The 17,954-nt window shown below is 59.8% G+C and carries 14 protein-coding genes and 1 pseudogene; 11 read left to right on the top strand and 4 right to left on the bottom strand.

Annotation, left to right across the window (positions count from 1 at the left end; translation table 11 throughout):
• The first annotated feature begins 9 nt into the window (after window positions 1-9).
• From ssuC to ABIA48_RS16200, 3 genes and pseudogenes are all read left to right on the top strand, one after another.
• Window positions 10-792, top strand: coding sequence for an aliphatic sulfonate ABC transporter permease SsuC (ssuC, locus tag ABIA48_RS16210; RefSeq protein WP_429489915.1), 783 nt, complete (start codon window positions 10-12; stop codon window positions 790-792).
• A pseudogene (gene ssuB, locus ABIA48_RS16205) lies at window positions 789-1,597 on the top strand (aliphatic sulfonates ABC transporter ATP-binding protein). The gene ssuC and the pseudogene ssuB overlap by 4 nt, the downstream one beginning before the upstream one ends.
• 33 nt (window positions 1,598-1,630) lie before the next feature.
• The gene (locus tag ABIA48_RS16200; protein ID WP_007967989.1) at window positions 1,631-1,846 is read left to right on the top strand and encodes a TOBE domain-containing protein; all 216 of its coding nucleotides are present in this window, start codon (window positions 1,631-1,633) and stop codon (window positions 1,844-1,846) included.
• A gap of 158 nt (window positions 1,847-2,004) precedes the next feature.
• Here ABIA48_RS16200 and ABIA48_RS16195 read toward each other — a convergent pair whose 3' ends face one another.
• Both ABIA48_RS16195 and ABIA48_RS16190 read right to left on the bottom strand, forming a co-directional pair.
• Window positions 2,005-2,643 (bottom strand): TetR/AcrR family transcriptional regulator, encoded by a 639-nt coding sequence (locus tag ABIA48_RS16195; RefSeq protein ID WP_429489913.1) that lies wholly within the window; start codon window positions 2,641-2,643, stop codon window positions 2,005-2,007.
• A 226-nt stretch (window positions 2,644-2,869) separates the two neighbouring features.
• A complete protein-coding gene (locus ABIA48_RS16190) occupies window positions 2,870-4,246 on the bottom strand; it encodes a glutamine synthetase family protein (RefSeq protein WP_007987674.1) in 1,377 nt (458 codons plus the stop codon).
• A 667-nt stretch (window positions 4,247-4,913) separates the two neighbouring features.
• Between ABIA48_RS16190 and ABIA48_RS16185 the strand changes: the two genes are divergently transcribed.
• The 7 genes from ABIA48_RS16185 (at window position 4,914) to ABIA48_RS16155 (ending at window position 13,335) form a co-directional block, all read left to right on the top strand.
• Window positions 4,914-6,272 (top strand): glutamine synthetase family protein, encoded by a 1,359-nt coding sequence (locus ABIA48_RS16185; protein WP_204929557.1) that lies wholly within the window; start codon window positions 4,914-4,916, stop codon window positions 6,270-6,272.
• Window positions 6,273-6,331: 59 nt separating this feature from the next.
• Window positions 6,332-7,696: an aspartate aminotransferase family protein gene (locus ABIA48_RS16180; protein WP_429489910.1), complete on the top strand. Its 1,365-nt coding sequence runs from the start codon at window positions 6,332-6,334 to the stop codon at window positions 7,694-7,696.
• 171 nt (window positions 7,697-7,867) lie between these two features.
• Window positions 7,868-8,977, top strand: coding sequence for a polyamine ABC transporter substrate-binding protein (locus ABIA48_RS16175; protein ID WP_429489908.1), 1,110 nt, complete (start codon window positions 7,868-7,870; stop codon window positions 8,975-8,977).
• A gap of 243 nt (window positions 8,978-9,220) precedes the next feature.
• On the top strand, window positions 9,221-10,318 hold the full coding sequence (locus ABIA48_RS16170; protein ID WP_429489906.1) for a polyamine ABC transporter substrate-binding protein: 1,098 nt from the start codon (window positions 9,221-9,223) through the stop codon (window positions 10,316-10,318).
• Window positions 10,319-10,388: 70 nt separating this feature from the next.
• Window positions 10,389-11,531, top strand: a complete 1,143-nt coding sequence (locus tag ABIA48_RS16165) for an ABC transporter ATP-binding protein (RefSeq protein ID WP_007976366.1) — start codon at window positions 10,389-10,391, stop codon at window positions 11,529-11,531.
• A 35-nt stretch (window positions 11,532-11,566) separates the two neighbouring features.
• On the top strand, window positions 11,567-12,448 hold the full coding sequence (locus ABIA48_RS16160; RefSeq protein ID WP_429492876.1) for an ABC transporter permease subunit: 882 nt from the start codon (window positions 11,567-11,569) through the stop codon (window positions 12,446-12,448).
• A complete protein-coding gene (locus ABIA48_RS16155; protein WP_413421897.1) occupies window positions 12,445-13,335 on the top strand; it encodes an ABC transporter permease subunit in 891 nt (296 codons plus the stop codon). Before ABIA48_RS16160 ends, ABIA48_RS16155 begins: the two co-directional genes overlap by 4 nt.
• Before the next feature lie 148 nt (window positions 13,336-13,483).
• On the opposite strand, the gene ABIA48_RS16150 is transcribed toward ABIA48_RS16155, so the two are convergent.
• Entirely contained in the window at window positions 13,484-14,125 is a 642-nt protein-coding gene (locus tag ABIA48_RS16150) for an HD domain-containing protein (protein WP_429489903.1), read from the bottom strand.
• 336 nt (window positions 14,126-14,461) lie between these two features.
• Here ABIA48_RS16150 and ABIA48_RS16145 point away from each other — a divergent pair, with 336 nt between their 5' ends.
• Window positions 14,462-15,427 carry a GlxA family transcriptional regulator gene (locus ABIA48_RS16145; RefSeq protein ID WP_429489901.1) on the top strand — a complete coding sequence of 322 codons (966 nt, stop codon included), beginning with the start codon at window positions 14,462-14,464 and terminating at the stop codon, window positions 15,425-15,427.
• Window positions 15,428-15,547: 120 nt separating this feature from the next.
• On the opposite strand, the gene ABIA48_RS16140 is transcribed toward ABIA48_RS16145, so the two are convergent.
• On the bottom strand, window positions 15,548-17,947 hold the full coding sequence (locus tag ABIA48_RS16140) for a penicillin acylase family protein (RefSeq protein WP_429489899.1): 2,400 nt from the start codon (window positions 17,945-17,947) through the stop codon (window positions 15,548-15,550).
• Between the last annotated feature and the right edge of the window lie 7 nt (window positions 17,948-17,954).

The following is a 17,954-nucleotide window of genomic DNA, read 5'->3' as shown; positions in this document are numbered from 1 at the left end:
GGCGCGCTCATGAAGAAAATCATCTACAGCCTGGCGCCCTGGGCGTTGCCGGTGTTGTTGCTGGCGGTGTGGCAGTTGAGTGTGTCGGCGGGCTGGTTGTCGACGCGGATCCTGCCGGCACCGATTGCCGTGATCGAGGCCGGCGTGAACCTGGTGCGCAGCGGCGAAATCTGGACCCACCTGGCTATCAGTGGCTGGCGTGCCACGCTGGGTTTCACCATCGGTGGCGGCATCGGTCTGACCCTGGGTTTTATCACCGGCCTGTCGAAATGGGGCGAACGCTTGCTCGACAGCTCGGTGCAGATGATCCGCAACGTGCCGCATCTGGCGCTGATTCCTTTGGTGATCCTGTGGTTCGGCATCGACGAGTCGGCGAAGATTTTCCTGGTGGCGCTGGGCACGTTGTTCCCGATTTATCTCAACACCTATCACGGCATCCGCAACGTCGACCCGGCGCTGGTGGAGATGTCACGCAGTTATGGCTTGTCCGGTTTCGGTCTGTTCTGGCAGGTGATTCTGCCGGGTGCGCTGCCTTCGATTCTGGTCGGCGTGCGTTTCGCCCTGGGTTTCATGTGGCTGACGTTGATCGTCGCGGAAACCATCTCCGCCAGTTCCGGTATCGGCTATCTGGCGATGAATGCCCGGGAGTTCTTGCAGACCGACGTGGTGGTGTTGGCGATTCTGTTGTACGCGGTGCTCGGCAAACTGGCCGACCTCGCGGCCCGTGGACTTGAGCGTGTGTGGCTGCGCTGGCACCCGGCGTATCAGGTTGCCAAGGGAGGTGCGGCATGATCGCGGAGCAACCTCCACGCCTGCTGCGCGGGATTCCGCTGGCGGTGCGCAAGCTGCAAAAAACCTTTGGCTCACGGCAGGTACTGCGCGAGATCGACCTGCACATTCCGGCGGGGCAATTTGTCGCCGTGGTCGGTCGCAGCGGTTGCGGCAAAAGTACTTTGCTGCGATTGCTCGCCGGTCTCGACCAACCCACCGGTGGTGAGCTGCTCGCCGGTGCCGCGCCACTGAGCGAGGCGCGGGAAGACACCCGGCTGATGTTCCAGGAAGCGCGTTTGCTGCCATGGAAAAAGATCATCGACAACGTCGGTCTGGGCCTCAAGGGCAACTGGCGGCCGCAAGCGCTTGAAGCATTGGACGCTGTGGGCCTGGCCGACCGCGCCAACGAGTGGCCGGCCGCGCTGTCCGGTGGACAGAAGCAACGCGTGGCGTTGGCCCGTGCGTTGATTCATCAGCCGCGCCTGCTGTTGCTCGACGAACCCTTGGGCGCGCTGGATGCCCTGACCCGAATTGAAATGCAGCAGTTGATCGAACGGCTCTGGCAGCAGCACGGCTTCACGGTGTTGCTGGTGACCCACGACGTCAGCGAAGCGGTGGCAATTGCCGATCGGGTGATTCTGATCGAAGACGGTGAAGTCGGCCTTGACCTGCACGTGGAACTGGCGCGCCCTCGGGTGCGCGGTTCCCATCGGCTGGCGGTGCTGGAAACCGAAGTGCTCAATCGCGTGCTGGCGCTACCCGGCCAGCCGCCGGAACCGGAACCTGTTTCACACCCTTGCCCACGCAATTGCGCTGGGCTCAATAACGCAAGTCTTACCCAACGACAGGAATCAACACCATGACTATCAAGGCCATCAACGTTCGCAACCAGTTCAAAGGCTCCATCAAGGAAATCGTCCTCGGCGACGTACTGTCGGAAATCGACGTGCAGACCGCTTCCGGCATCGTCACTTCGGTGATCACCACGCGCTCGGTGAAAGAGCTGGAGCTGGCGGTCGGCAGTGAAGTGATCGCGTTTGTGAAATCCACCGAGGTGTCGATCGCCAAATTGTAATCGTGCGCGTAAACGACAACCCCGAAGGGTTTGAGCCTTTCGGGGTTTTTTGTGCGTGTGATTCAGTGAGAACGGTGCCGTGGCCTTCGCGAGCAAGCCCGCTCCCACATTTGAAATGCGTTCCCCCTGTGGGAGCGGGCTTGCTCGCGAAGAGGCCGTCAGGCTGGAATGCTGCGCTTGGGCAGATACGGTGGCAAATACAACCCCACATAAGCATCAAACACCCGCATCCCTTCCTCAGCCATGCGTGGCGTAATCTGCCCGTGCTGCTGCACCGAGCGCGCATACACCCGGTCGCCCAGCTCCATGGCCAAAGCAAACACATCGACGTCCCCCGGCAGCTTCGGCAGCTCGAAGTGGTGGTCGAAGAGTTTGTGCATCAGGTCGCCCAGCTCGATGTCGTGCTGGCGGTCGGCCTGGGTGACTTCGGTCAGGCCGTGCTGGGCCAGAATGAGTTGGCGGGCGGCGGCGTCCTCGGCGTAGATGTCGAGCATGCGTTGTTCCACCAGTCGCGACAAATCGCGCCAGCCACTCAGGGCGTCATGGTCGATGGGTGCTTGCAGGCAGGCGCGGAACGCGGCGTGGACGTCGGCGGTCAGGGCTTCGAGCAGGGCCGGGACACTGGCGAAGAAATGGTAGACCGATGAGGGCGGAATTTCCGCGCGCTCGGCGACGCTGTAGATCGACAGGCTGGCCACACCCTCGGCAGCCAGCAGCGTACGGGCCGCATCGAGTATCGAATCGATCCGGGCCTGGCTGCGTGCGCGGGGTTTGCGGGGAGTGGCTACGCGTGTCATTGGAGTCTCCTGCGGGGCAGCGGGCATTGTACGAGTCGGGTTGTGTGTTGTCTCGTCGGCCGCCATCGCGAGCAAGCCCGCTCCCACACTGGATTTGTGTTCAACGCAGATGTTGTGTTCGCAGAAGATCCCTGTGGGAGCGAGCTTGCTCGCGATCCGCCGAAGGCGGCCATAAAAAAACGCCGCAGGCTTTTACAGCCGGCGGCGTTTTTTTTACTGCAACCGCTTACACGGTATGCAGGTACCAGTTGTACTCGAGGTCGGAGATGGAGTGTTCGAACTCCTCCAGCTCACTCTCTTTACAGGCCACGAAGATATCGATGTATTTCGGATCGATGTACTTGGCCATGACTTCGCTGTCGTCCAGCTCACGCAGTGCATCGCGCAAGTTGTTCGGCAGGCTCTGCTCGTTCTGCTCGTAGCTGTTGCCTTCCACCGGATCGCCTGGCTCGACCTTGTTGGTCAAGCCATGGTGAATACCGGCCAGCACCGACGCCATCAGCAGGTACGGGTTGGCATCGGCACCGGCCACGCGGTGTTCGATACGTACGGAGTCTGGAGCACCGGTCGGTACGCGAACGGCCACGGTACGGTTGTCCAGGCCCCAGCTCGGCGAGTTCGGCACGTAGAACTGTGCGCCGAAACGACGGTAGGAGTTGACGTTCGGGCAGAGGAACGCCATCTGCGCAGGCAGGGTCTCGAGCACACCGCCGATCGCGTGTCGCAGCGCGGCGTTCTGCTCGGGATCCTCGCTGGCGAAGATGTTGTTGCCTTCCTTGTCGAGAATCGAAATGTGCACGTGCAGACCATTACCTGCCTGGCCCGGGTACGGCTTGGCCATGAAGGTGGTGTCCATCTCATGGTCATAGGCGATGTTCTTGATCAGGCGCTTGAGCAGAACCGCGTAATCGCAGGCCTTGATCGCGTCTTTCACATGGTGCAGGTTGACTTCGAATTGTGCCGGGGCGCTTTCCTTGACGATGGCATCAGCCGGGATGCCCTGCTCCTTCGCGCCTTCGAGGATGTCTTGCAGGCAGTCGACGTATTCGTCGAGGTCGTCGATCAGGTACACCTGGGTCGACATTGGGCGCTTGCCGGACACTGGCGAACGAGGCGGTTGCGGGCGACCGTTCACGTTCTCCTGGTCGATCAGGTAAAACTCCAGTTCGAACGCGGCGCAGATGGTCAGGCCCATCTCATCGAACTTGGCCACGACTTGTCGCAGCACTTCGCGCGGGTCGGCGAAGAACGGGTCACCTTCGAGTTCGTGCATGGTCATCAACAGTTGCGCGGTCGGGCGCTTCTGCCATGGCTCGTTGCACAGGGTATCGGGGATTGGATAGCAGATTCGATCGGCGTCGCCGATGTCCAGGCCCAGACCGGTGCTTTCCACCGTGGAGCCGTTGATATCCAGAGCAAATAGAGAGGCCGGCAGGTTGATGCCTTTCTCGTAAACCTTGTGGAGGCTGGTGCGTTCGATGCGCTTGCCGCGCACCACACCATTCATATCCGCAATCAGAAGGTCAACGTACAGAACCTCAGGATGTTCCTTAAGGAACGCGTTCGCTTCGTTAAGCTGAACGGCACGCGGGGGTACCGACATGATGCAACACCTTTGTTGTTAAAAATATCAATCATTGATCTTTTCTGGTTTCAGTCAACCCGAACGGCATGCCGAAGTCAAGCGAGGCCTTTTTTGCCCTAAAAAAGCACTAGCGTGGCTTTTTTGAGGCACTTTGGGGCGTTTTTACTCCGCTGGACGTGGTGGCGACCGCGGGCTTGAGCGGGCCGTGTTGTATTTTTTACGGGGGTGTTGTGTAAAAAAATGAACAAGGCTAAGCTCGAATCAAACCCATAACAGCAATAATACCGGGGTGCTTCATGTCTCGCCTGCCGATAATCGGCGTCATCGACTGCTCAAGACAGGTCGGTCGGCATGTTTATCACATCAGTGGTGACACGCCCGTCCGCTCCGTGGTTTCAGCGGCTCCGGTGATCCTTCCGTCCCTGACGGTTAGCCCGTCCCCGTCCGTTATTCTGGACGGTCGCGATGGCACCCCCATTACGGTTACTCCATTCAATATAGAACCGATTCACAATAGCGGCCTGACCATCGTTCAGGGCACCGCTTGCGATTCTGCACGCCCGGCCTCTGCGGCCGTGTCGGCAACCACGATAATCTGCCGCGGAAACGCTCTACAACGCGACGCCGATGCGTCAAACAACGCCTGACCTTAAAAGGGTCAGACAACTCAAGCCTAGAGGCATTTATGAGTAACAACCTCGACCAGCTCACCGATTGGTTGAAAAACCACAAGATCACAGAAGTCGAATGCATGATCGCCGACTTGACCGGGATTACCCGGGGCAAGATTTCGCCGACCAACAAATTCATCGCCGAAAAAGGCATGCGCCTGCCAGAAAGCGTTCTGTTGCAGACCGTGACCGGCGATTACGTCGAAGACGACATCTATTACGAACTGCTCGACCCGGCCGACATCGACATGATCTGCCGCCCCGACCAGAGCGCGGTGTACCTGGTGCCCTGGGCCATCGAGCCGACCGCCATCGTCATCCACGATACCTACGACAAGCAAGGCAACCCGATCGAGCTGTCGCCACGCAACGTGCTCAAGAAAGTCCTGAAACTCTATTCCGACAAAGGCTGGCAGCCCATCGTGGCGCCGGAAATGGAGTTTTACCTGACCAAGCGCAGTGACGACCCGGACTACCCGTTGCAGCCGCCGATCGGCCGCTCCGGTCGCCCGGAAATCGGTCGACAGTCGTTCTCTATTGAAGCGGCGAACGAATTCGATCCGCTGTTCGAAGACGTCTACGACTGGTGTGAACTGCAGGACCTGGACCTCGATACGCTGATTCACGAAGACGGCACGGCGCAGATGGAAATCAACTTCCGTCACGGCGATGCCCTGTCCCTGGCCGACCAGATCCTGGTGTTCAAGCGCACCATGCGCGAAGCCGCACTCAAGCACGACGTGGCCGCGACCTTCATGGCCAAGCCGATGACCGGCGAACCGGGCAGTGCCATGCACCTGCACCAGAGCATCATCGACATCGAGACCGGCAGGAACATCTTCTCCAATGAAGACGGGACCATGAGCCAGCTGTTCCTGCACCACATCGGTGGCTTGCAGAAACTCATTCCCGAGCTGCTGCCGCTGTTCGCACCCAACGTCAACTCGTTCCGCCGCTTCCTGCCGGACACCTCGGCACCGGTAAACGTGGAATGGGGCGAAGAGAACCGCACCGTGGGCCTGCGGGTTCCGGATGCAGGGCCAAATAACCGTCGGGTGGAAAACCGCCTGCCGGGCGCCGATGCCAACCCGTACCTGGCAATTGCCGCGAGCCTGCTCTGCGGATACATCGGCATGGTCGAAGGCCTGAACCCGAGTGCGCCGGTAGTGGGTCGTGGCTATGAACGCCGCAACCTGCGCCTGCCGCTGACTATCGAAGACGCGCTGGAGCGCATGGAAAACAGCGCGACCATCGAGCGTTACCTGGGCAAAAATTTCATCACTGGCTACGTTGCGGTCAAGCGAGCCGAGCATGAAAACTTCAAGCGCGTGATCAGTTCGTGGGAACGGGAATTCCTGCTATTCGCCGTCTGATTCGCCGGGCGCCGCTGTTGTCGGGCGGCGTTCTCACCTGGATTTTTTAGGAGATTCGTATGACCAGCAACAATCCGCAAACCCGTGCATGGCAAACCCTGAGCAACGATCACCACCTGGCTCCGTTCAGCGACTTCAAGCAGTTGAAAGAGAAAGGCCCGCGGATCATCACCAACGCCAAGGGCGTTTACCTCTGGGACAGCGAAGGCAACAAGATCCTCGACGGTATGGCCGGCCTGTGGTGTGTCGCGATTGGTTATGGTCGAGATGAATTGGCCGATGCCGCCAGCAAACAGATGCGCGAACTGCCTTATTACAACCTGTTCTTCCAGACCGCGCACCCGCCGGTACTGGAGCTGGCCAAGGCCATCGCCGACATCGCGCCGCAAGGCATGAACCATGTGTTTTTTACCGGTTCCGGCTCTGAAGGCAACGACACCATGCTGCGCATGGTTCGTCACTACTGGGCGATCAAGGGTCAGCCAAACAAGAAAGTCATCATCAGCCGCAAGAACGGCTATCACGGTTCCACCGTGGCCGGCGCGAGCCTGGGTGGCATGACCTACATGCACGAGCAGGGCGACTTGCCGATTCCGGGCATCGTCCACATTGCCCAGCCGTACTGGTTCGCCGAAGGCGGCGACATGACCCCGGAAGAATTCGGTATCTGGGCGGCCAACCAACTGGAAGAAAAGATTCTGGAAGTCGGCGTCAACAATGTCGGTGCCTTTATTGCCGAGCCGATCCAGGGCGCCGGCGGCGTGATCATTCCGCCTGACACCTACTGGCCGCGCATCAAGGAAATCCTCGCCAAGTACGACATCCTGTTCGTGGCTGACGAAGTGATTTGCGGTTTCGGCCGTACCGGTGAGTGGTTCGGTACCGATTTCTACGACCTCAAGCCCGACATGATGACCATCGCCAAGGGCCTGACGTCAGGCTACATCCCGATGGGCGGCCTGATCGTGCGTGATGAAGTGGTGGACGTGCTCAATGAGGGTGGAGACTTCAACCATGGCTTCACTTACTCCGGGCACCCGGTAGCGGCGGCTGTGGGGCTGGAAAACATCCGTATTCTGCGCGACGAAAAAATTGTCGAGCGCGTGAAGTCAGAAACGGCACCGTATTTGCAAAAGCGTCTGCGGGAACTGAACGATCACCCGCTGGTAGGTGAGGTTCGCGGGGTTGGGCTGTTGGGGGCCATCGAACTGGTCCAGGACAAAGCCACTCGCAAGCGTTACGAGGGCAAGGGCGTCGGCATGATCTGCCGTCAGTTCTGCTTCGATAATGGCCTGATCATGCGCGCAGTCGGCGACACCATGATCATCGCTCCGCCTCTGGTGATCACACCGGCGGAAATCGATGAGCTGGTGACCAAGGCTCGCAAGTGTCTGGACCTGACGCTGAGTGCGTTGCAGGGCTAAGTGCTAGGCTCAGAGCGAGGGCGCTGCGGCGCTCTCGCTCAATGCTGTCACAAAGGCCGGTCTTTTCTTGAAAGACCGCCTCGGATCTTGCCAGACTAGCCGCAGTTCCAGTTGTCCGGGTTCGGCCGCTGAACAAAGTGGTTCAAAAAAGAAAAATTTGGAGCATGACGCATGAAGGCATTAGGTAAAAAGCTTGCTGGAAAGACACTTCTCGCCCTGTCCATCGCGGGCATGATGGCGGGTGCGGTTCAGGCGGACGACAAGGTGTTGCACGTCTACAACTGGTCCGACTACATCGCTCCGGACACCATCGCGAACTTCGAGAAAGAGTCGGGAATCAAGGTCGTTTACGACGTATTCGACAGCAACGAAACCCTGGAAGCCAAACTGCTCGCGGGCAAGTCCGGCTACGACGTGGTCGTACCGTCGAACAACTTCCTGGCCAAGCAGATCAAGGCCGGCGTGTATCAGGAGCTGGACCAGTCCAAGCTGCCTAACTGGAAAAACCTGAACCAGGATCTGCTCAAGGCCGTTTCGGTCAGTGACCCTGGCAACAAGCACGCCTTCCCGTACATGTGGGGCTCGATCGGCATCGGTTACAACCCGGAGAAAGTCAAGGCTGCGTTGGGCGTCGACACCATCGACTCCTGGGACGTGCTGCTCAAGCCGGAAAACATCGCCAAGCTCAAGGGTTGCGGTGTGAGCTTCCTCGATTCGCCAACCGAAATGCTCCCGGTCGCGCTGCACTACCTGGGCCTGCCAACCGACAGCCAGAAGAAAGAAGACATCAAGAAAGCCGAGGAACTGTTCCTCAAGATTCGTCCTTCGATCACCTACTTCCACTCGTCCAAGTACATCTCGGACCTGGCCAACGGCAACATCTGCGTAGCGGTTGGCTACTCGGGTGACGTTCAGCAGGCCAAGTCCCGTGCCGCAGAGGCGGGTGACAAGGTCAAAGTCAGCTACGCCATTCCGAAAGAAGGCGCTGGCACCTTCTACGACATGGTCGCGATTCCCAAGGATGCCGAGAACGTTCAGGGCGCCTACAAGTTCATGACCTTCCTGCAGAAGCCTGAAGTCATGGCCGGTATCACCAACGCCGTACGCTTCCCGAACGGTAACGCCGCTGCAACGGCTCTGGTCGACAAAGACATCACCAGCGATCCAGGCATCTACCCGTCAGCCGATGTGCTGGCCAAGTTGTATGCCATCGCCGACCTGCCAGCGGCAACCCAGCGTGAAATGACCCGCAGCTGGACCAAGATCAAGTCGGGCAAGTAAGCAGTTAAACCCTGTAGGAGCGAGCTTGCTCGCGAAAAAAGCCGGAACACCGCAGGGTGTCAGGCACCACGCGTTATCGTTGACGACCATCGCGAGCAAGCTCGCTCCTACAAGGGTCTGCATAAAAGTTTTGCTGGAACGGTTTTTCGAGGGTAAGTTGCGCGCCGGTTTTGTTGCCGGGCAACCACGGTTGTCATGTAACGCGGGGCAACTTGGGCCCAACTAATTTTAGAGGACCTCCACTTGCCTGTTTTTTCTTTGTTGCGCAATGCCATGCTGGTTGGCGCCGGGCTGACGATTGCAGTCAGTGTTCAGGCCGCCAGCACCGTGCATATTTATAACTGGTCGGACTACATCGGCGAGACGACACTGGCCGACTTCCAGAAAGACACCGGTATCAAGCCGGTTTATGACGTCTTCGATTCCAACGAAACCCTGGAAGGCAAGTTGCTCGCCGGGCGTACCGGCTACGACGTGGTCGTGCCGTCGAACCACTTCCTCGGCAAGCAGATCAAGGCCGGGGCATTCCAGAAGCTCGACAGGTCGCAGTTGACGAACTATTCGAACCTCGACCCGGTGCTGCTCAAGCGCCTGGAACAGAACGATCCGGGTAACCTGTACGCCGTGCCGTACCTGTGGGGCACCAACGGCATCGGTTACAACGTCGACAAGATCAAGGCTGTGCTGGGCGTCGACAAGATCGATTCCTGGGCTGCGGTATTCGAACCGGAGAACATCAAGAAGCTGAACAGCTGCGGCGTGGCGTTCCTCGACTCTGCCGATGAAATGATGCCGACGGTCCTCAACTACATGGGCCTGAACGCAAACAGCACCAACGCCGAAGACTACAAAAAGGCCGAAGCCAAATTACTGGCAGTCCGGCCTTACGTGACTTACTTCCACTCCTCCAAATACATCGCGGACCTGGCCAACGGCGATATCTGCATCGCGATCGGCTTTTCCGGCGACATGTTCCAGGCCCGCAACCGCGCGGCTGAAGCGAAGAAAGGCGTGAACATCGCTTACTCGATTCCCAAGGAAGGTGGTGCGTTGTGGTTCGACATGCTGGCGATTCCGAAGGACTCGGCCAACGTCAAGCAGGCCCACGCTTTCATCAACTATTTGCTGAAGCCTGAGGTGATTGCCCAGGTCAGTGATTACGTCGGCTATGCCAACCCTAACCCGGGGTCGGACAAACTGATGGAACAGTCCATTCGCACCGACGACGCGGTTTATCCACCGCAAGCCGTGCTCGACAAGACTTACGTGTCTATCGAGTTACCACCAAACATTCAACGTTTGATGACCCGCAGCTGGACCAAGGTCAAGTCGGGTAAATAGCTTCAAGGCTCAAACTATCCAAGGTTGGCTCACCTTGAGCGAACTGCAAATTTTGTTGGGAGTTTCGTAAATGGCAGTTGCCTCCGGCGCCTATAAGAAAGCCCTCGAGGGCGACCAGCAACCTAAGCAGGTGCTGGTCAAAATCGACCGGGTCACGAAGAAGTTCGACGAGACGATTGCCGTGGACGATGTGTCCCTGGAAATCAAGAAAGGCGAGATCTTCGCCCTGCTCGGCGGTTCGGGATCGGGCAAATCCACATTGCTGCGCATGCTTGCAGGTTTCGAACGGCCCACGGAGGGGCGCATTTTCCTCGATGGCGTAGACATCACTGACATGCCGCCCTACGAGCGGCCGATCAACATGATGTTCCAGTCCTACGCCTTGTTCCCGCACATGACCGTGGCGCAGAACATCGCCTTCGGCCTCAAGCAGGACAAACTGCCGGCCGCCGAAGTCGATGCGCGGGTGGCCGACATGCTCAAGCTGGTGCAGATGAGCCAGTACGCCAAGCGCAAGCCGCATCAGTTGTCCGGTGGCCAGCGTCAGCGTGTGGCCCTGGCCCGTTCCCTGGCCAAGCGACCGAAACTGTTGCTGCTCGACGAACCGATGGGTGCACTGGACAAGAAGCTGCGTTCGCAAATGCAGTTGGAGCTGGTCGAGATCATCGAGCGCGTCGGCGTAACCTGCGTCATGGTGACCCACGACCAGGAAGAAGCCATGACCATGGCCGAACGCATCGCGATCATGCACCTGGGCTGGATCGCCCAGATCGGCAGCCCGATCGACATCTACGAAACCCCGACCAGCCGCCTGGTCTGTGAATTCATCGGTAACGTCAACATCTTCGACGGTGAAGTGATCGACGATGCCGAGGGCCACGCGATCATCACCTGCAAGGACCTCGACCGGAAGATCTATGTGGGCCACGGCATCAGCACCTCGGTGCAAGACAAATCCGTGACCTACGCGATCCGTCCGGAAAAACTGCTCGTGACCCCGACCATGCCGACCTGCGAATACAACTGGTCCAGTGGCAAGGTGCACGACATTGCCTACCTCGGCGGCCACTCGGTGTTCTACGTCGAATTGCCGAGCGGCAAGATCGTCCAGTCCTTCGTCGCCAACGCCGAGCGCCGCGGGCAGCGACCGACCTGGGGTGATCAGGTCTACGTGTACTGGGAAGACGACAGCGGCGTGGTACTTCGCTCATGAACATGCGCAAACTCAAACGCCGACTCAATCGAATAATTCCCGGTGGCCGTCAGATGGTCATCGGAATTCCATTCATCTGGCTGTTCCTGTTCTTCATGCTGCCGTTCTTCATCGTCCTGAAGATCAGTTTTGCCGAAGCGGACGTGGCCATTCCGCCGTACACCGAAATCTACAGCTACGCCGAGCAGAAGCTGCAACTGCTGCTTAACCTGGGCAACTACGCGATGCTGGCCGGTGACGAGCTGTACATCGCCGCTTACCTCGGCTCGTTGAAGATGGCACTTTTCAGCACCATCCTCTGCCTGTTGATCGGCTACCCGATGGCCTACGGCATCTCCGTTGCCCGCAAGGAAGTGCAGACGGTGCTGGTGCTGCTGATCATGATGCCGACCTGGACTGCGATCCTGATCCGCGTTTATGCGTGGATGGGCATCCTCAGCAACAACGGCCTGCTCAACGGTTTCCTGATGGGCATGGGCTGGATCGACGAGCCGCTGCAAATCCTCAACACCAACCTGGCGGTCTACATCGGCGTGGTTTATTCCTACCTGCCGTTCATGATCCTGCCGCTGTACGCCAACCTGGTGAAGCACGACCAGAGCCTGCTGGAAGCCGCATCGGACCTGGGTTCGAGCACCTTCAACAGCTTCTGGAAAATCACCGTGCCGCTGTCGAAAAACGGCATCATCGCCGGCTGCATGCTGGTGTTCATCCCGGTGGTGGGCGAATTCGTGATCCCGGAACTGCTCGGCGGCCCGGAAACCCTGATGATCGGTAAAGTGCTCTGGCAAGAGTTCTTCAACAACCGTGACTGGCCGGTGGCGTCTGCCCTGGCGGTGGTGATGCTGGCGATCCTGATTGTGCCGATCATTCTGTTCAACCGCAGTCAGGCCAAGGAAATGGAGGGTAAAGAATGAAGCGCTTCCGTTTCTCCAGCCTGATGCTGGTACTGGGTCTGTTGTTCATCTACCTGCCGATGCTGATCCTGGTGATCTACTCGTTCAACGCCTCGAAACTGGTAACGGTGTGGGGCGGCTGGTCGATCAAGTGGTACGTCGGCCTGCTCGACAACAGCCAACTGATGGGCTCGGTGGTGCGTTCGCTGGAAATCGCCTGCTACACGGCGGTGGCGGCGGTGGCACTGGGCACACTGGCGGCGTTCGTCCTGACGCGCATCACGCGCTTCAAGGGCCGCACGCTGTTCGGTGGCCTGGTCACCGCGCCGCTGGTGATGCCTGAGGTGATCACCGGTCTGTCGCTGTTGCTGCTGTTCGTGGCCATGGCGCAGATGATCGGCTGGCCGCAGGAACGCGGCATCGTCACCATCTGGATCGCCCACACCACGTTCTGTGCGGCCTATGTGGCGGTGGTGGTTTCGGCACGCTTGCGCGAGCTGGACCTGTCCATCGAAGAAGCAGCCATGGACCTCGGTGCGAAACCGTGGAAGGTGTTCTTCCTGATCACCATTCCGATGATCGCGCCGTCGCTGGCAGCGGGCGGCATGATGTCCTTCGCCCTGTCGCTGGATGACCTGGTGCTGGCGAGCTTCGTGTCCGGTCCGGGGTCCACGACCTTGCCGATGGAAGTGTTCTCGGCGGTACGTCTGGGTGTCAAACCCGAGATCAATGCCGTGGCCAGCCTGATCCTGCTGGCGGTGTCGATCGTGACCTTCATGGTCTGGTTCTTCAGCCGTCGCGCCGAAGAAAGCCGCAAGCGTGCGATCCAGCAAGCGATCGAAGAAGCGGCAGCCGATTCGTGGAAACAACCGGACGTGCGTCGTGCGCAGGCACCGGAAGCGGCTTGAGTCTGAAATAGGGTTGACCACAACACTGCGGTCAACCCGACCCCCTGTGGGAGCGAGCTTGCTCGCGATAGCGGACTGACATTCAACATCGATGTTGACTGTGATGCCGCCATCGCGAGCAAGCTCGCTCCCACAGGTTCTTTGGCGGTCAGGAAATCCAAGGGGATTGGCGGATGACCTCGACAAAGTTCGTCGGTTTGAACCCCGGCTCCTGATCCACCAGCACATCAGTCTTCACATTGCCGAACGTGGTCTGCGGACGATGGCGCAGGCCGTCGGCAAACGCGCAGATGATGCACTCCTTGAATCCCTCGCCCCGTGGATGCGCATGCACCACCGCTTCGCGCTGCGCGGTGGTGAACGCCGCGTAGTCCATGCCCAGCACGTCCATCTCGACACCCGCCGTGACCAGCGCCACGGTGGGCCGCAAGTGCCGGGGCACGCCCGGCGTGGTGTGCAGCGCAATCGATAACCAGACCTGTTCGATATCGTCATCGTTCAAGCCGTAAGGCTTGAGAAACGCTGCTGCCGCGTTGGCCCCATCGACTTCGAAGCGCTCATGGTCACTGCGATGACCTTCCACCAGGCCCAGGTCATGGAACATTGCCCCGACGTACAGCAACTCCGGGTTGTAGGCCAGTTGCTTACGCTCACCACTCAGTGCGCCGAACAGGAAAACCCGGCGCGAGTGGTGATAGAGCAGGTCCGATTCGATGTCGCGGATGTATTCGGTGGTGGCCCTGGTCAACGCGCTGTCGGGGATTTTGATGCCGGCGATGGTGGTGCTCATGGAGTTTTCCTCGTCGTGAACGCCTTGGCGGCGCTGAGGGTTTCAGTCTGTTCCGGCCCCCGGAACCGGACAATCAATCCATGGCTGCGATCCCGGCCAATGAGCGTGCATATCGCGCCAACCTCGCTTGTTGGGCGCGGATTGGCTAGGGTTGAGCGCAGTTGGTGAGTTTACTGTGGCGAGGGGGCTTGCCCCCGTTGGGTCGCGAAGCGGCCCCAATGCTCATTCAGGTAAACCGAGTTCAAACGGTTTACGACTGCTGCGCAGCCGGACGGGGGCAAGCCCCCTCGCCACAGGTACGCGTCAATCCTGATTCATTGAGGGCGTTTTTAGATCATGAGTAAAACCGTAGCCATCGTGGTGTTCGCCGGTGTCCAGTCGCTGGACGTCACTGGCCCCATGGATGTGTTTTCCGAGGCCAACCGCTTTCTTGCCCCGGCAGATCACTATCGCCTGGAGGTAATTGGCGTCGAGCACGGGATGATGGCGTGCTCCAACGGTTTGGCACTCAATGCCCATCGGCATTTCAGCGAAGCGCTGGAGGGGTACGACTTGTTATTGGTAGCGGGCGGGCCGCAGCTGCCGTTCATGAGTTTCGGCGCGGCATTCGACACCTGGCTACGCGAAGCCTGCGAGCGGGCACAACGGTTTGGCTCGATCTGCAACGGCGCCTTCATGCTCGCCCGGGCCGGGTTGCTGGAGGCGCGTACGGTCACTACCCACTGGAGTGATGCGTCAGCGCTGGCGACATTGTGCCCGTCGACTCAGGTTGAAGCGGATCGCCTTTACGTAGAGGACGGAGAGTTGTTCACTTCCGCAGGCGTCACGGCGGGGATTGATCTGTCCCTGTATCTGCTGGGCCGGGATCACGGGCCGGAAGTGGCACTGAACGTCGCCAAGCGGCTGGTGGTGTTCACCCAGCGTTCGGGCGGACAGTCGCAGTTCAGCCCGTTCCTCACGCCCCATGCCGAACCGGACTCGGCGGTGGCGATGGTCCAGCATTACGTGCTCGCCAACCTGACGGGCGACCTGACCATTGCCGACCTGGCCAATGCCGCGAACATGAGCGCGCGCAATTTTTCCCGGGTGTTTGCCAGGGAAGCGAAAATAACCCCGGCCGAGTTCGTCGAACGGGCGCGGGTCGATGCGGCGCGGGTGATGCTCGAAAGCACGCGGGCACCGCTCAAGACGGTGGCCTATCAGTGCGGTTTTCGTGATGCCCAGCACATGCGTAGTGTGTTCAATCGCCGGTTGGGGGTGACGCCGCAGCAGTTCAGGTTGAATTTTGCGACGATGGTTTGAGCTGACATCTTTGTTGCCTGTGAGGGCCTCTTCGCGAGCAAGCCCGCTCCCACAGGGGGAACGCATTTCAACTGTGGGAGCGGGCTTGCTCGCGAAGGGGCCAGTCCAGCCAGCAAAAATCTAAGGTGCAGCCCGAGCCGGCAACAGCTTCAAGGTACTGCGGGTATTGGCCGCGACTTCTTCATCATTCAGATGCGCCTGGAAATACATCCCCTCGATGTAGGCCTCGGCCTGATCATCATAGTGGCTGTCGGACAGTACACCGCTCTGGCCAACCGGGTTGACGGTGAGGCTGTGGGCCGGGTCGGCGAAGTCGATCAGGCGGCGGGTCGAGGGACCATAGGTGACAGGCCATGGTGCCGGTCCGATTTTCGCCGAGAGGTTGTTCGGCACTTCATGGCTGCCAGGTGCGGCGAAGGGGCCGACATTGAAGACCAGGTCCAGTGGCTTCTGCTGCCCCAGCGGATGACCATGGGTCAACGTGTGCGCCCTGCCCCACTGCCATTGTGTGAAGTCTGCGCCGAGGGCGGTCTTGAGGTGCGCGATGCTGGCCTGCCACGCAGCCTTGACCGTATCGGCACGGGTTTCCTTGCCGAGGGTGTCGCGGTTGTCCCACCACGGCGAATCGGCACTGGCGGCCAGACGAGGTAGCGCGGCGTCGATCACCCGGGTCGAGAGCAGCGTCTCGAAGAAGTCGTTACCCAGCTCATCGTGCATCGTCGCGTCAGCCAGGTTGAACAGGAACTGGTTGAACACCGTGGCGCTGGTCGAATCGAGCGGGTAATCGCCTTTCCACTGGGCCAGTTGCTCTACGAGCTTGAGTTCGGCGGGATCGCTCACCACTTCGCGCAACACCGGCAACAGCGGCGCCAACAGGCGCGGGCCGTAGGCGGTGGTAGTGCCCAGTTGCAGCTTCTGGCTGTTTTCCAGGTCCCATTTGACGGCTTTGTCGCTGAGTTGGCGATTGAGCTGCTGGCCACGATCGGCAAGGTTGTAGTAGCCGGGAATCTCCATCCCGGTCGGCGACACCGGCTGGAAGTTGGCCGAGACAATGTAGCCCCGCGCCGGGTTTTCTTCCTGGGGGTTGGCGCTGAACGGGTAGAAGCCGTCCTTGTCCGCCTCGGCAGTGCTGCCGTCGAGAATGAACCACGGGCGTACACCCGCCGGGCGTTTGGGCAATTGCGCTGCGGCCCACCAGCCGATGTCACCCTTGGCATTGGCCCAGACCACGTTCAGGCCCGGGGCCTGGATTTTTGCCGCGGCCCCACGGGCCTTGGCCAGGGTGTCGGCACGATTGAGCTGGTAGAAGCCCTCGAGGATCGGATTCTGGCTTTGGAGAAACGCCCACCACATGGCAATCGGCGTTTTGCCGACACTGTTGCTCAAGGCATCGTTGACGATCGGACCATGGGGCGATTGACGCAGCACCAGCGTCACTGGTTCCTGACCCTTGACCGCAATCTTCTGTTTGCTGATGACCATGTCCACCCACTTGCCGCGATACCAGACCTGATTGGGGTTGTCCGGGTTGACCTTCTCGGCGATCAGGTCGAGGTCGTCGTTCTGGAACATGGTGATGCTCCAGCCGAAGTCGCGATTCATGCCCAGGGAGGCGAACGGCATCAAAGCCTGATAGTGGCCGTAGAGTTCAAAGCCCGGCGCCGAGAGCTGCGCTTCGTACCACACCGACGGCGCGGAAAAACGGATATGCGGATCGCCCGCCAGCAGCGGCTTGCCGCTTTGGGTCCGGCTGCCCGCGACGACCCAGGCGTTGCTGCCCTCGAACTGTGGCAGGCCGTTGTCAGCCAAGGCTTGTTCACTCAGGCGGGCGAGCGCATTGAGATCTTTCCAGTCGACGCTGGCCAGGGTGGGTGCGGTGCCGTTGAGCACGCCTTTAGGCTGCCAGTCGAGATCGAAGATGTTCAGGTATTCGGGGCCCAGTTGATCGCGCACGAATGTCAGCAACGGTTCGGTACGAAATGCCGCGGCAAAACTGTAGGCCATGTAACCGGCGATGCTGATGGTGTCCTGGGCCGTGAACGGGCGTTTGGGGATGCCCAGCACGTCGAACTCCACGGGTTTGGCGTGGCTGTCCTGATACTGGTTGATGCCATCCAGATAGGCTTGCATGGCAATGAAGGAAGCCGACTGTTTGTCGAGATTTGCGAAGTAGGTTTCGGCGCGTTCACGAATGCGCAGGCTGCGCATCAGCTTGTCGGTGTCGAGCAGCTTCGGCCCGAGCACTTCAGCCAGTTCGCCACGGGCCAGGCGACGCAGGACTTCCATCTGGAACAGGCGGTCCTGGGCATGCACGTAGCCGAGGGCGCGGTACAGGTCGGTTTCGTTGTCGGCGCGGATGTGCGGGATGCCGCGCTCGTCGTAACGCACGGTGACGGAGCCTTGCAGGTGTTGCAGTTCCACCATGCCCTGGCGTGACGGCTGCTTGCTGTAGAGGTACCCGCCGGCCCCGACGGCCAGCACGACGATCAACAGAGCGAGAGCGGTCAGGCTGCGTTTCATAAGAGTC

Origin of the sequence: Pseudomonas sp. S30_BP2TU TE3576, from assembly GCF_050436025.1 — a bacterium.
GTDB lineage: Bacteria > Pseudomonadota > Gammaproteobacteria > Pseudomonadales > Pseudomonadaceae > Aquipseudomonas.
This window is presented reverse-complemented; position numbering and strand designations above follow the sequence as displayed.

Coding starts and splice junctions, on each gene's coding strand:
- ssuC (WP_429489915.1), top strand. CDS start 10: ATGAAGAAAATCATCTACAGCCTGGCGCCCTGGGCGTTGCCGGTGTTG.
- ABIA48_RS16200 (WP_007967989.1), top strand. CDS start 1,631: ATGACTATCAAGGCCATCAACGTTCGCAACCAGTTCAAAGGCTCCATC.
- ABIA48_RS16195 (WP_429489913.1), bottom strand. CDS start 2,643: ATGACACGCGTAGCCACTCCCCGCAAACCCCGCGCACGCAGCCAGGCC.
- ABIA48_RS16190 (WP_007987674.1), bottom strand. CDS start 4,246: ATGTCGGTACCCCCGCGTGCCGTTCAGCTTAACGAAGCGAACGCGTTC.
- ABIA48_RS16185 (WP_204929557.1), top strand. CDS start 4,914: ATGAGTAACAACCTCGACCAGCTCACCGATTGGTTGAAAAACCACAAG.
- ABIA48_RS16180 (WP_429489910.1), top strand. CDS start 6,332: ATGACCAGCAACAATCCGCAAACCCGTGCATGGCAAACCCTGAGCAAC.
- ABIA48_RS16175 (WP_429489908.1), top strand. CDS start 7,868: ATGAAGGCATTAGGTAAAAAGCTTGCTGGAAAGACACTTCTCGCCCTG.
- ABIA48_RS16165 (WP_007976366.1), top strand. CDS start 10,389: ATGGCAGTTGCCTCCGGCGCCTATAAGAAAGCCCTCGAGGGCGACCAG.
- ABIA48_RS16155 (WP_413421897.1), top strand. CDS start 12,445: ATGAAGCGCTTCCGTTTCTCCAGCCTGATGCTGGTACTGGGTCTGTTG.
- ABIA48_RS16150 (WP_429489903.1), bottom strand. CDS start 14,125: ATGAGCACCACCATCGCCGGCATCAAAATCCCCGACAGCGCGTTGACC.
- ABIA48_RS16145 (WP_429489901.1), top strand. CDS start 14,462: ATGAGTAAAACCGTAGCCATCGTGGTGTTCGCCGGTGTCCAGTCGCTG.
- ABIA48_RS16140 (WP_429489899.1), bottom strand. CDS start 17,947: ATGAAACGCAGCCTGACCGCTCTCGCTCTGTTGATCGTCGTGCTGGCC.